Origin of the sequence: Winslowiella toletana (genome assembly GCF_032164335.1) — a bacterium.
Lineage (GTDB): Bacteria > Pseudomonadota > Gammaproteobacteria > Enterobacterales > Enterobacteriaceae > Erwinia > Erwinia toletana_A.
On record NZ_CP134152.1, the window covers coordinates 1,804,180 to 1,817,397 of the forward strand.

At 51.8% G+C, this 13,218-nt stretch carries 14 protein-coding genes; 5 read left to right on the forward strand and 9 right to left on the reverse strand.

What is annotated here, in order from left to right:
• The first annotated feature begins 179 nt into the window (after positions 1 to 179).
• Positions 180 to 347, forward strand: coding sequence for a ribosome modulation factor (rmf, locus tag RIN69_RS08440; RefSeq protein WP_313857652.1), 168 nt, complete (start codon positions 180 to 182; stop codon positions 345 to 347).
• 59 nt (positions 348 to 406) lie between these two features.
• Here rmf and fabA read toward each other — a convergent pair whose 3' ends face one another.
• The gene (gene fabA, locus RIN69_RS08445; RefSeq protein WP_313856800.1) at positions 407 to 925 is read right to left on the reverse strand and encodes a bifunctional 3-hydroxydecanoyl-ACP dehydratase/trans-2-decenoyl-ACP isomerase; all 519 of its coding nucleotides are present in this window, start codon (positions 923 to 925) and stop codon (positions 407 to 409) included.
• Positions 926 to 993: 68 nt separating this feature from the next.
• Positions 994 to 2,745, reverse strand: coding sequence for a Lon protease family protein (locus tag RIN69_RS08450; protein WP_313856801.1), 1,752 nt, complete (start codon positions 2,743 to 2,745; stop codon positions 994 to 996).
• 185 nt (positions 2,746 to 2,930) lie between these two features.
• Here RIN69_RS08450 and matP point away from each other — a divergent pair, with 185 nt between their 5' ends.
• On the forward strand, positions 2,931 to 3,389 hold the full coding sequence (matP, locus tag RIN69_RS08455; protein WP_313857653.1) for a macrodomain Ter protein MatP: 459 nt from the start codon (positions 2,931 to 2,933) through the stop codon (positions 3,387 to 3,389).
• Between the two features lie 72 nt (positions 3,390 to 3,461).
• Here the strand turns inward: matP and ompA are convergent, their stop codons facing one another.
• Together ompA and sulA are read right to left on the reverse strand one after the other, a co-directional pair.
• On the reverse strand, positions 3,462 to 4,529 hold the full coding sequence (gene ompA / locus RIN69_RS08460; protein ID WP_313856803.1) for a porin OmpA: 1,068 nt from the start codon (positions 4,527 to 4,529) through the stop codon (positions 3,462 to 3,464).
• Between the two features lie 349 nt (positions 4,530 to 4,878).
• Positions 4,879 to 5,385, reverse strand: coding sequence for an SOS-induced cell division inhibitor SulA (sulA, locus tag RIN69_RS08465; protein WP_313856805.1), 507 nt, complete (start codon positions 5,383 to 5,385; stop codon positions 4,879 to 4,881).
• Between the two features lie 214 nt (positions 5,386 to 5,599).
• Between sulA and RIN69_RS08470 the strand changes: the two genes are divergently transcribed.
• Positions 5,600 to 6,217: a TfoX/Sxy family DNA transformation protein gene (locus RIN69_RS08470; RefSeq protein WP_313856806.1), complete on the forward strand. Its 618-nt coding sequence runs from the start codon at positions 5,600 to 5,602 to the stop codon at positions 6,215 to 6,217.
• A gap of 2 nt (positions 6,218 to 6,219) precedes the next feature.
• Here the strand turns inward: RIN69_RS08470 and yccS are convergent, their stop codons facing one another.
• Both yccS and RIN69_RS08480 read right to left on the reverse strand, forming a co-directional pair.
• On the reverse strand, positions 6,220 to 8,358 hold the full coding sequence (yccS, locus tag RIN69_RS08475) for a YccS family putative transporter (RefSeq protein WP_313857656.1): 2,139 nt from the start codon (positions 8,356 to 8,358) through the stop codon (positions 6,220 to 6,222).
• Between the two features lie 14 nt (positions 8,359 to 8,372).
• Positions 8,373 to 8,819 carry a YccF domain-containing protein gene (locus tag RIN69_RS08480; RefSeq protein WP_313856807.1) on the reverse strand — a complete coding sequence of 149 codons (447 nt, stop codon included), beginning with the start codon at positions 8,817 to 8,819 and terminating at the stop codon, positions 8,373 to 8,375.
• A 138-nt stretch (positions 8,820 to 8,957) separates the two neighbouring features.
• On the opposite strand from RIN69_RS08480, the gene helD reads away from it, so the two are divergent.
• Positions 8,958 to 11,012: a DNA helicase IV gene (helD, locus tag RIN69_RS08485; RefSeq protein ID WP_313856808.1), complete on the forward strand. Its 2,055-nt coding sequence runs from the start codon at positions 8,958 to 8,960 to the stop codon at positions 11,010 to 11,012.
• 28 nt (positions 11,013 to 11,040) lie between these two features.
• Here helD and mgsA read toward each other — a convergent pair whose 3' ends face one another.
• On the reverse strand, positions 11,041 to 11,499 hold the full coding sequence (gene mgsA / locus RIN69_RS08490) for a methylglyoxal synthase (protein WP_313856809.1): 459 nt from the start codon (positions 11,497 to 11,499) through the stop codon (positions 11,041 to 11,043).
• Between the two features lie 93 nt (positions 11,500 to 11,592).
• Positions 11,593 to 12,237, reverse strand: coding sequence for a DUF2057 family protein (locus RIN69_RS08495; RefSeq protein WP_313856810.1), 645 nt, complete (start codon positions 12,235 to 12,237; stop codon positions 11,593 to 11,595).
• A 192-nt stretch (positions 12,238 to 12,429) separates the two neighbouring features.
• Between RIN69_RS08495 and RIN69_RS08500 the strand changes: the two genes are divergently transcribed.
• A complete protein-coding gene (locus tag RIN69_RS08500) occupies positions 12,430 to 12,846 on the forward strand; it encodes a CoA-binding protein (protein WP_313856812.1) in 417 nt (138 codons plus the stop codon).
• A gap of 27 nt (positions 12,847 to 12,873) precedes the next feature.
• Here the strand turns inward: RIN69_RS08500 and hspQ are convergent, their stop codons facing one another.
• Complete coding sequence (gene hspQ / locus RIN69_RS08505) at positions 12,874 to 13,191, reverse strand: heat shock protein HspQ (RefSeq protein ID WP_313856814.1); 318 nt, start codon at positions 13,189 to 13,191, stop codon at positions 12,874 to 12,876.
• Positions 13,192 to 13,218: the final 27 nt, after the last annotated feature.

Here is a 13,218-nt window from a genome sequence, read left to right on the forward strand (position 1 = left end):
CGGGTCTGCTGCCGCCAGCAGGCTGCATATCATATCCAACGTTTATGACATTGGCGTGAATTTTGCGCATTGATCTTTCCAATATTAGGCTGTAGAACTTAATTGTGGCTGCACATTCTGTGACCACTGTTTTCTTTACACCACATTCCAGCAGACCTAAATGAGGGAACCGAGGCATGATGAAGAGACAGAAACGTGATCGTCTGGAACGGGCGCATTCACGGGGTTATCAAGCGGGAATTACCGGACGCTCTAAAGAGATGTGTCCCTATCAGGTGATTGATGCAAGGTCTCACTGGTTGGGAGGTTGGCGACAAGCCATGGAGGACAGGGCAGTTAACGCATAACTGACTGTTAATTTAGGGAAGATAACCTCCGCTCAGCGCGGAGGTTTTCACATCAGTGCTTAGAAAGCCGTGGTGTCTTTAAACAAGCCCACTTTCAGGTCAGTCGCGTTATAAATAACATGACCGTCGACCAGCACTTCGCCATCCGCCACACCCATCACCAGTTTACGGTTAATGACGCGCTTAAAGTGAATGCGATAGGTCACTTTCTTCGCGGTTGGCAGAACCTGGCCGGTGAATTTAACTTCGCCCACGCCCAGTGCGCGGCCTTTGCCTTCCGCACCCAGCCAGCCGAGATAAAATCCAACCAGCTGCCACATGGCATCCAGACCGAGGCAGCCGGGCATTACCGGGTCACCAATAAAGTGACAGTCGAAGAACCACAGCTCCGGATTGATATCCAGCTCGGCTTCAACGTAACCTTTACCGTAGTTACCGCCGTCTTCGGTCATTTTAACCACGCGGTCCATCATCAACATATTACCTGATGGCAACGGTGGGCCTCCCGCGCCAAACAGTTCGCCGCGTCCAGAAGCAATCAGGTCTTCTTTCGTATAGGATTCGCGTTTATCTACCATGTTCTTAATAAGCCTTATTTTAGTGAATCACGAAGGTTAGCTAACAGGTGTAAGCTGAACAAGTCCGATCAGCTGTGGTTAAACCAGTTAAGCCAACGCAGCGGCCAGGGACGCTGGCGAGCATCCTGCTGGTTAATTTGTGCAATACGCTCCTGAATTGAGCGTAGCAGACAAGGGGCATTTTCTTTATCCCATTCTACGCCGGTCAGCAGAGATAATGCTTCATCAGCACTGTTGACCGCCCATATATGGAACTGGCCATCACGTACCGCATCAACCACATCCTGCTGCAAACTCAGATGACGTATGTTACTGACGGGAATAATCACGCCCTGTTTACCGTTAAGATTACGCTGACGACAGACCTCAAAGAAGCCTTCGATCTTTTCATTCAGCCCGCCTACCGGCTGCACATTGCCGAACTGATCAACGGAACCGGTGACGGCAATCTGCTGATTTATTGGCTGGACAGCCAGAGCACTGACCAAAGCACACAGTTCAGCCAGCGATGCGCTGTCGCCATCGACTTCCGAGTAAGACTGCTCAAACACCAGTGATGCTGAGAACGGCAGTGGCTGATCGAGCTGCATTTCGGCAATCAGATAGGCTTGCATTATCATCATGCCTTTCGCATGAATATTACCGCCTAATTCAGCTTTACGCTCAACATCAGTGAATTCGCCGTCGCCTGGATGTACGACACAGCTGATACGGGAAGGTTCACCAAAGGGACGCGGATGGCCGGGAAACTCGATGACTGACAGTCCGTTAATCTGACCGATGGCTTCGCCTTCGGTTTCAATCAGAATCTGATCCAGTAAGATTTCATCACGCACGCGCTCAGAGAGATAATTTTCGCGCCATTCACGGGCGCTGAGGGCGGCGATCAGGCTTTCACCGGTCAGCAGCGGTTGCTCGCTGTATAATGCCGCTTCACGCAGCTGGCGGCCAAGCCATGCCGGACAAAGCGGTACGTTTTCCTGGTCGCCAGTGTAACGTGCCGCTTCGCGCAGTAAAACCGGCCAGAAATCAGCATTGATAGCGGGAAGCGCTAACTGTCTGGCCAGCTGGCTGGTCCACTGGCACCACAGGCTGAGATCGCCTTCATCAGCAATCTGCAAGTTTTCTTCAAACTCACTGTAGATGCACAGCGACGCCAGTTCTGGCTCCATTTCCTGAAAGTCAGCCAGCGCGTCGCGCTCGCCACTCAGTACCAGCCTGAACTGCATTGGCATGGAAGGAATGGAGACCGGCAGTGGACGAGTGTCATCAGGTGATAACCAGTCAAAGCGCTGACGCGTAATAATTTGCTTCAGCCGTAGCCACATTAGCGGTTGAGCCAGCAGGCTGCGCAGCGACAGCACCAGCGTGCCGCCGTTAACGCGGTGTAGCAGTCCTGGCTCTAACGTAATGCTGTTATGATGAATGCGTACGCAACCGAAGAGCTGTTCTGGCTCAATCCAGTCGGCATAGCTGATTTCGCCACAGGTGGCAAAGCGGTCGTCCGCAATGCGGGCGGCCTGCCAGCTGATCTTTTGTTCATTGACCTGATACACGCCACCGAAAACCTGCTGCTCGTCATCCGTCAGGCTTTGCAATGCCGAGGTCAGTAACGGTAAGTAGTCTGGATTTTCCGCACATTTCACCAGCATCAACGGGAAGGCTGCCGAAGACTGCTGCAGTAAACCTAACGCATTGATTAGACGAGGCTGTACCGCAGACAGGCTGTCAGTATCGTCATCAAATGCCTGGGAAAAAAGAGGCTGGTAGCTGTCTGTATCGGGCTGTAGGGCGCGCCATTCTAGTCGGTTACTGGTCAAAGTTATCGATTTTATCTGAATTGAGGAAAAGCGCGATTATACAAGATTTCAGCCGGTTAAGCACAGAAGAGATGCATTTTGCCCCTGCGAGAAACCTCACCCTGTTCAATCGTATGGTTTTCTCTGCCGCAATGCGGAAAAAAGCTGTTATTCTTAACTTGTTACGTGGTCACGATGAGATCCCGATGAAATATCAGCAACTCGAAAACCTTGAAAGCGGATGGAAATGGACTTACCTGGTAAAGAAACACCGGGAGGGGGAGTTGATCACGCGTTATATCGAAATTAGCGCGGCGCAAGAAGCGGTGGACGCGTTACTGGCGATGGAAAACCGGCCGGTGGAAGTACTGAAGTGGATTGAGTTACATATCAATCCGGCGCTGGATAATCGTATGAAGCAGACGATCCGTGCGCGACGCAAACGCCACTTTAATGCCGAGCATCAACATACCCGTAAAAAGTCGATCGATCTGGAATATCTGGTCTGGCAGCGGTTGGCGGGACTGGCACAGCGGCGTCACTGCACGCTGTCAGAAACCATTGTTCAGCTGATCGAAGATGCCGAGCGTAAAGAGAAATACGCCGATCAGATGACCTCATTGAAGCAGGGACTGAAAGATATGCTGGGTAAACCGGAAGAGTAAGCCTCATTTTTTTCAGCTTCGACAGAAAATAAAAAACCCCGCCTTGGCGGGGTTTTTAATCACGAAGATAACTTAAGCCTGTGGCTGAGTTACAACGTCTTTGATGCCTTTAACTTCGATTTCTACACGACGGTCTGGCGCCAGGCAGTCGATCAGGGCATTACGGCCTTTCACGCTGTCACAGGTGTTGCCAGTAACTGGGTTAGATTTACCCTCGCCACGTGCAGAGATTTTGTCAGCCGGGATACCTTTAGAGACCAGGTAATCAACCACGGACTGAGCACGTTTCTCAGACAGCTTCTGGTTGTACTGCTCAGAACCGATGCGGTCGGTGTAACCCAGAACCAGTACGGAACCGTCTTTAGGATCCATAGAGCTCAGCTGGGTGTACAGCTGATCCAGAGCCTGCTGACCTTCTGGCTTCAGAGTAGATTTGTTGAAGGTGAACAGAACGTCAGACTTCAGGGTGAAACGCTTGGTTTCTACAACCGGAGCTGGTGCTGGAGCTGGTGCTGGTGCTGGTGCAGCAACATCGTCCTGACCGAAACGGTAAGAAACACCCACGCTCAGCATGGAGTTGTCTGGACGCGCGCCAACGGTGCTTGCGTCACCGATGTTGTTAACCCACTGGTAGTCCAGACGGGTAGCCCAGTTTTTGGTCAGCGCATACTCAACACCAACAGCTGCCAGCGGGGAAACGCCGGTGTCGTGATCGCTGATGCGAACGCCGTTGTTGTTCTGAGTAGAATCAGCACGCCAAACCATACCACCCAGACGGGTGTAGATGTCCAGATCGTCAGCAATTGGGTAGCTTAACTTAGCTGCCAGCTGAACGCCCTGAGCCTTGAAAGCGCCGTTTACTTTGTCGCCTTTGTTAGGCATGCGGCCCAGCCAGTCATAGCCCAGCTCGAAGCCCAGATATGGATTAGCCTGATAACCCACGAATGCACCAGCGCCAAGCTGGTTTTCATGAGATGGACCATCGTTATCTACATAACCGTTACCGTAGTAACCTTTGTCGTGGTACTGAGACCAGCCCAGTTTAGCACCGGTGTACCAGGTGTCATCTTTCGGAGCGGCCTGCGCTACGGTAGCGAAGCCAGCCAGTGCCACTGCAATTGCGATAGCTGTCTTTTTCATTTTTGCGCCTCGTTATCATCCAAATAGGCAATGAGCTTTAAATTAAGCCCTTGGTTTAATCCTTCGCCGGGTTATCAAGCTCGATTATTACTCTACCGAAAAACGGAGGTTATTGAGCACCCTGGCGAGATAAAGTCTACAACGTACCAGCAAACTTACAAGTAGGATGTGATGGCGCGCAGTAAAAAAACAGTGTTTCATACATAAAATTTAACATTTTAAGGGCTATTTTATGCATTAAATCTGGGAACTTTTTGCGGCTAAACCTTTGCGCAGCCGCGCCAGAGCAGAATCAGTGTGTTATGAAGAAGTAATTGTAAAAAAATCCTGGGATAAATCTTATTTTTACTTAATGATACAAAGTAGAGTGAATTTTTAGCCCACTTTCTGGTCTGGCGGAGGACGAAACGCAAAACTGAGGTCGCATAATCAGACCCAAAGCCTGGCCAATTGCTGCTGCTTCATCCAGCCGACGACGATCGTCGCTGTCGATATCTTCCGGTAACCACCCCAACACAACGCTGTAATTTCCCGTCTGCAACGCTTTAATCATCGCGTCTACGGTGCTGATTTGTCCGGCCTGTGGAATCTGCATCACTTTATCCAGTGGTAAACCCGACTGCAGCAACCAGCGACGGCTTAATTTTTGTGGCGGCGTCAGCCACAACTGCCAGCGAGATTGCGTTCCCAGCTGCTGAAGCAGCGGTAATAACAGCATTTGCGTCATGCCTGGTTGATCTTCACTGTAAGTCAGTTCACTGATACATCCACCTGAAACCGACGGCACAGAGGGCGTGTGACGGGAAGGATGAATCACAGCATTAGCAGATTGAGTTTTCAGCAGATGAGTACGCATATTTTGTTCGCTCGCAGTGTTACTGTATGGATATACAGTAACTAGCTTGTGGATAAAGATCAACCTCAATTTCTGAAAACATCTCGCAGATTAAAATGAAAACGAGATGCAAATGGATTTAATGATTGAACCTGTTACGCGAATTGAATATTTTCTAATTTCATGTAAAAGAACGTTTTTTTGCATTCTCACCCGCATGCTAAAGGAGATTTGCATGAATAACTCTAAACAAAGGATTGAGCAGTCCAAACGTTATCTTTCCTCACTGGGCAAAATTGATACGCGTACGCAATTCGGCGGATACAGCCTCGCGGTAGAGAAAATTGTCTTCGCCGTGGTGGCGGAAGGGGAGCTGTATCTGCGCGCTTGTGAGCAGATACAGCCCTATATCGGAGCAGGCCGTATGCCGCCGCTGGTGTTTCAGAAGCGTGGAATGCCAGTGGCACTGAACTATTTTCGCGTCGATGATGCGATGTGGGAACAACCCGAAACGCTGTTGGCACTTTCACGATGGTCTCTGAGGCGGGCACAGCAACAATGTCTCGATAAGATGGCTAATCCACGGGTAAAAGATCTGCCGAATATGGGGCTACGGCTGGAGATGATGCTGCGTGAAGTGGGCATTTGCTCGGTGCAAAGCCTGCGGGCAGAGGGATCGAAGCAGTGCTGGTTAAAACTGAAAGCGGCGCATAAAAATATCGGTTTAAGTATTTTGTTCGCGCTGGAGGGGGCAATATCAGGACGGCATCAGGCAGCGCTGTCTGATGCCGTCACGCAAGAGCTTCGTGACTGGTTCGATTGCCTGAGTCTTTGTTCTCAGGCTGAAAAGTAAGGCTAGAGCGAGTGAGAGATCTGCTTTTTCAATGCAGCGATCTCCGGTAAAAGAGCCACCAGTAAACCCAGTTGTTGTAGAACCAGTGGCTCTTTGGTTTCAGGCGCAGGCTTAATTTCTGCCATTCTTTTGCTCAGATTCTCCAGCATCTCTCTGGCCTGCTGCTCGTCAACCGTATCGACCTGCATTACGCCTTCTGCATAGCAGACGGCATCATCCAGCAGCTGCAGCATAGCGGAACGGGTAATTTTTTCCCGATGCGCGCCCAGTGCAGAAATATAGCTGAGAAACGAGTGATTGAGATAGAGCAGGCGAAATGCCGCCTCCAGCAGTGCCGGATTGCGGTTCGACTCCGTTGACATATTGGAGACCACGGAGGCCAGTTCAGCATCACTGTTATGTGCGTCACGGCGTGCAATACGGTAATCAAGGCGATTATCTTTGCCCTGATGATACTGCACTAAAATCGCGTCGAGATAGCGGCAGTTGGCATTCAGAGTGCGATCGGTTACCGCGGGTAAACGACGAAATTTCCAGTCAGGCCACATATAGCTCACCGCCAGCCAGGCAATACCACAACCGAGTAAGGTATCGACAATGCGGGGTACCGCCACTTCAAAGCCTTCACCGAGCAGGTTAAAGCACAGCAGCACCAGCAGGGTGATAAACAGTGTGGCATGGGCATAACGGATATTACGAAAGGCAAAAAACAGCACGCCGGTCAGCACTATCAGCATCAGCTGTCCGTCTGTTGAAGGAACCAGCCACAGCATTGGCAGGCCGACGGCAATCCCGGCCAGCGTACCAAATATACGTAATGCCAGGCGTCGTCGGGTGGCGTTGTAGTTAGGCTGGCAGACAAACAGACTGGTTAACAGTATCCAGTAACCATGCTGCAGCCCGGTTATCTGGATAAAGGCATAGCCAACACAAAGCACCAGCGACATTCTGACCGCATGCCGAAACAACGCCGATTCAGGCGTCAGATGGCGGCTGATACGCAGGCGAATATCGCTCCAGCCGGTTAGTCCTTCACTCGACAGATTATTATCATGCGTGGCGTGAGCCAGCTCCAGTGCCTGCTCTGACTCAATCGTCGCCAGCTGTGCATCGATGGCCTTTAAGTTATGCAGCAGATAGTGCATCGCTTTAGTGGTGCCGGATTCCGGTTGAGCGGCGCGCAGCCGATCCAGCGCGGCTTGCAGATGAACAAAAGCGGATTCGAAACGGCTATTATGCTGATAGGATTCACGCATCAGAATAGAATGCGCCAGTTGCTGGCATGCCTTTGCCTGCATGTTCAGCAGCCGCTGAAAACGAAACAGGATCTCGCTGTAGCGATACTCTTTACGTAACTGATGATATTGCACGTGTGAAGAGCTGGCGCGCTCGTGAATATCCTGCGCAACAAAATAGTAATGCAGCGTGCGGCGGGTGCTGCGCTGGCCTCGATCGCCACGCAAACGCGTCTGAATCGAACTTTTGGTCTGATTAAGCACCGCCACCAGCTGACTGTTGGCCATCGCCACTTCAATCAGCGGCGCATCGTCGTTCTCTTCAATATCAGGATCAAACAGGTTTGCCTTGGCTTCAAGATAATGTGCCAGCTGGCTGAAGCTGCGCGCCAGGTTTTCCTGCAGCGGCCGGATGGGAAACAGCAGATGTCCGGTCAGCGTTAGCAGATTGTACCAGACCGCCCCAACCAACAGCAGCATCGGCTGCTGATACCACTGAGGGAACAGGCCAATTCCCAGCATGGTATAGATAGCGATCAGCAGCGCACCGAAGGCGATGGTCGCATAGCGTTGACCCAGCGCCCCCAGCAGGATAAAGCCGCAGGCCGACAGCGCCAGCCCGATAATAAACAGCCAGGGGTGAGGAAACAGCAGTTCGACCGATACCGAGGCAATGCAGAAGCAGACCAGCGTTATCAACAGATTTCGTAAGCGCCCGCTCAAACGGTCGTCGAGATCGGCCAAAGCCGCAGCCACCACGCCAAGCGTCAGTGGAATCGTCCAGATGATTTGATCTAACCACCATGGCACCGCGGCTGCACCGGTCAGCGCCAGCAAAATACGAAGGTTATACAGCCATGCACTGCTCAGGGCGTAGCGGCGCAGGCGTGGCTTAAGGGCTGGAATCACACGCTACCTGCTTAGTTAAAACGACGACGGGCATTGGCTTCCCGCGCTGCCTGCGCCACTTCAACCGGCACGACACGGCGACCCACCGGCCACAAAGCGATAGCCGCAATTTTGAAGTTTGCGATGCCCACCGGAATGCCGATAAGGGTAATACACTGGATAATCCCCACCGAGATATGGCACAGGCACAGCCACCAGCCGAAAAAGATAAACCACAGGATATTTAACAGCGTGCCGCCTGAATTCATCAGCGCGTTTTTTTTATCGGGATTCAGCGTATCCACATGTACCGCTTCATTGCCATAAGGCAACAGCGACAGTTTAGTGATTTCCCAGCAGGAGCGGGTTAGCGGCAGGGTGAAAATAAAAATGATGCTCACCACTGTCGCGGTCAGCCAGGACAACGTGGTAAAAAAACCACCTAAAACAAAGTTGAGTATATTGAGTACGGTACGCATAAATAGTCAGCCCTTAAACAGTGCGCGGGTTCACAATCAGATAATTGGCTGATTGTAACGTGTTTTAACGGTGGAGCGGTAAACTCCTGCCAGTTAAACTGCGTAACAGACACGAAAACCGCGACATGGTCAATCTGAATGGAACTTAAATCTACGTCGCTGGGTAAACACCTGGCGCAACATCCTTACAATCGGGTGCGGCTGCTGGCAGCAGGCGTCGAAGTCAGCGGTGAAAAGCATGAATATCTGATCCCTTTTAATCAGTTGCTTGCGATACAGTGCAAGCGCGGTCTGGTGTGGGGAGAGCTGGAATTTAGCCTGCCGGAAAATCAGGTGGTGCGCCTGCACGGCACTGAATGGCAGGAAACGCAGCGCTTTTATCACTATCTGAATAAAGCCTGGCAGAGCTGGAGCGCTGAAATGAGCGAGGTCAGCGCGCAGGTGTTGCAGGAAGTGGTTGATTCGCTGCAACGTTTTGAACAGCAGGATAAGTGGCTTAAACGCAATGAGCTTGGCGAACGGCGTCAGAGCATTGAGAAAGCTTTTGCTGCGCTGCCATTGCCGGTTGAACGGCTGAACGAATTTATTAACTGCCGCGAGCTTTATCAGTATTGTCTGCAGTGGTTGCAGCATGGCGAACAACAGCTGGCAAAACGCAACGCTGACTGGACCCGCCGCATGCTGAAACAGTATGCCGGTTTCTTTGACAGCGTTGAGAGCTCGCCGCTGAATGATTCCCAGGCGCGCGCGGTGGTTAACGGTGAGGATGCTCTGCTGGTGCTGGCCGGTGCCGGCAGTGGCAAAACCTCGGTGCTGGTAGCGCGTGCCGGATGGTTGCTAATGCGTAAGCAGGCGACACCGCAGCAAATCCTGCTGCTGGCCTTTGGTCGTCAGGCCGCGGATGAGATGAACCAACGTATTCAGTCGCGGCTGGAGGTTGACGATATTCAGGCGCGCACTTTCCACGCGCTGGCGCTGCATATTATCCAGCAGGGCAGCAATAAATCACCGGCAATCAGTAAACTGGAGTCGGACAGCAATTACCGACGCAAATTACTGATTGATACCTGGCGTCAGCAGTGCAGCGAGAAAAAAGCCTATGCAAATGGCTGGCGGCAATGGCTCTGTGATGAGCTGGAGTGGGATATTGAAAAAGAGGCGTTCTGGAAAAATGAACGGCTCGCACAGCGGCTGGCCAGTCGACTGGAGCGCTGGCTGGGATTAATGCGGATGCACGGCGGCGCGCAGGCAGCAATGATAGCGTCGGCACCAGAAGAGGTGCGTGAGCTGTTCGGCAAGCGCGTTAAGTTAATGGCACCGCTGCTAAAAGCGTGGAAGAGTGCGCTGAAAGAAGAGGGCGCGGTGGACTTCTCCGGCCTGATTCATCAGGCGGTGAATATTCTGGAGAAAGGGCGTTTTATCAGCCCGTGGAAGCACATTCTGGTTGATGAATTCCAGGATATCTCTCCGCAGCGAGCCGCGCTGCTGGTGGCGTTGCGCAAGCAGAATAAGCAAACCTCGCTGTTTGCCGTCGGCGACGACTGGCAGGCCATTTATCGATTTAGCGGCGCGGAAATGACGCTGACCACCGCCTTCCATCACCATTTTGGTGAGGGCGATCGCTGCGTGCTGGACACGACCTACCGCTTTAACGACCGAATTGGTGAAATTGCCAATCGGTTTGTGCAGGAAAATCCGCATCAGCTGCAAAAGCCTTTAAACAGTCTCAGCAAGGGGAATAAAAAATCGATCTCTTTGTTGCCGGACGATCAGCTGGAAGCGTTACTGAATAAGATCAGCGGTTACGCTAAACCAGAGGAGCGGGTGCTGCTGTTGGCGCGTTATCACCATTTGCGACCTGAGATGCTGGAAAAGGCGAAAACCCGCTGGCCGAAGCTAAAACTGGACTTTATGACCATTCATGCCAGTAAGGGACAACAGGCTGATTTTGTTATTATTCTTGGGCTACAGCAGGGTAAAGATGGTTTTCCGGCGGCGGCGCGTGAATCGGTGATGGAGCAGGGGTTATTACCACAGCCGGAGGATTTTCCGGACGCAGAAGAGCGGCGGCTGGCCTATGTGGCGATTACCCGGGCAAAGCAGCAGGTATGGATGCTATACGACCGTCAGCAACCCTCTGATTTTGTCGAGCAGTTTAAGCGGCTGGGCGTTCCACTCTTACGCAAGCCCTGAACGGCCAGCGAATACTGGCCGCTGAGAATTACTGTAAGCGCTGTTGCAGATAGCGTTGATAATCCGGGATCAGGATCTCCACCGGCTGTGAAAACAGCGGTGAATGGATAATAAAATCAGCGGTCGAGCGGTTGGTCGCAACCGGAATGTTCCAGACGGTGGCAAGGCGCAGTAGCGCCTTCACATCGGGATCGTGTGGTACGGCATTCAGCGGGTCCCAGAAGAAAATCAGCAAATCAATTTTCCCTTCCGAAATTAATGCGCCAACCTGCTGATCGCCGCCCATCGGGCCACTCAGCATGGCGTTAACATCCAGGCCAGTCTCGCGCTGAATAAGATTGCCGGTGGTACCAGTGGCGTAAAGCGTGTGGTTACCTAATACCGCTTTATGGGTGCTGACCCACTGCAGTAGCGACGATTTACAATGGTCGTGTGCAACTAAAGCGATATGTTTAAATTCGGGAAGAGTACGACTGGTTTGCTCCATTAATACATCCTGGTTTGGCGTCGAGTGATGAAAATGAGGGCGTAGAGTTTTCTTGTCAGCGTCAGGAAGTTTAACGCTGCTGCAGGTAAAACATCAACTTGCCCGTAATGCATTCATCCACAGAACCAGACGTTGTCGGGTGGCAGAGTCAACCTGATGAAACCACAGATTAAGCAGGCGCTGCGTCGCGGTGTCGTTAACCGCCAGATCGGCAGGCATAAACTGTGTAATGCTGGTGGTTGCTTGCGGCTGGGCAAAACGCGGAACCGAAGCCACCTGGCCATTGCGATTATAGGTAATCATCGCCTGTTCAAGATCGCTGTTACCGGTGGTAAGCAGGCGATCGCGCCGGCTGGCAATCTCATGGCCCTGTTCATCGACCAGTTGGAAGTCAGCGTTTTTATCGAAACGCCGCCTGTCGTGCAGCGTTTGCAGTGCAGGCAGCCGAATAGTCACGGATTTTGCCTGCGCGTTAAAGCTGACGATCAGCGGAACTGAAACGTACTCTCTGGCGCTATGATGACGATCTTTATCCAGCGTTTTTTGCACGCGGAACAGGAACTGGTGTTCGCCACGTTCCAGTTCTAACCCTTCAGCACCTTTAAGCAGTGAACCGGAGATTTTACGTCCATCCAATACCAGCAGGTCAATTTCGGGTGCCAGCTTCAGCGTGGTTGCATTGCAGGATGCAACAACCAGCAGGGCTATTAAACCTGACAGCACCAGACGCAGTTTCATCTTTACTCCAGAGCACAAGAGGGCCGCAAAAAACGCGATGAATGTATCAAATTCTTACATTATGGCAGCATATTAACATTTAAACATATTTATTCGTGCTATTAATCCTAAAACCGCATCCTGCCATGTGGATCTCTTCTTCCGACCACAAATAACCTAAAATGTTTGCATTCATCGCATAAGGAGTAGGGTATGAACGATCAAACTATTGCTGAAATACTGACCACCACGAAAAGCATTGCGCTGGTGGGCGCCAGCGACAATCCGGCTCGTCCGAGCTATGAAGTGATGGCCTACTTGTTATCTCAGGGCTATCAGGTGATTCCTGTCAGCCCGAAACTGGCGGGCCAGACGTTACTTGGCCAGCAGGTGTACGGTTCTCTGGGGGATATTCCTCATCCGATCGATATGGTCGATGTGTTCCGTAATGCAGAAGCAGCGTGGGGCGTTGCGCAGGAAGCGATTGCCATTGGTGCCAAAACTCTGTGGTTACAAATTGGCGTCATTAACGAGCAGGCGGCGGTGCTGGCGGGTGAAGCGGGGCTGCGGGTGGTGATGGATCGTTGCCCGAGAATTGAAATACCACGATTGGGCCTGGAGAGGGCATAATAAAAACCCCGCGTGAGCGGGGCTATATTAATGGCGCAGATGAGGAGTCTTCAGCCTTAAGCGGAGAGACGCCGCCAGTTCATCCAGCGAGGGATGTTCCGGATGTTCGCCTTGCATTTCCCAACATAAATGCGACTCTGCAAGATAGGTATGTACCGTTTCGCCGTCATCATCTTCCATCACCACATGATACCAGGGTGCTGCACGCAGCTGTTCATTTTCAGCTGCTGCTTCGACATCCGGTTCATCTAATGAGTATTCTGCATCGACATCCACTATCACACCCAGAAAGCCCAGCATCGTATGCCGGACCTGCTGACCGATACCAAATTTACTGGCAATCATCGTGACCTCCTCAGAAACATGCCCTGA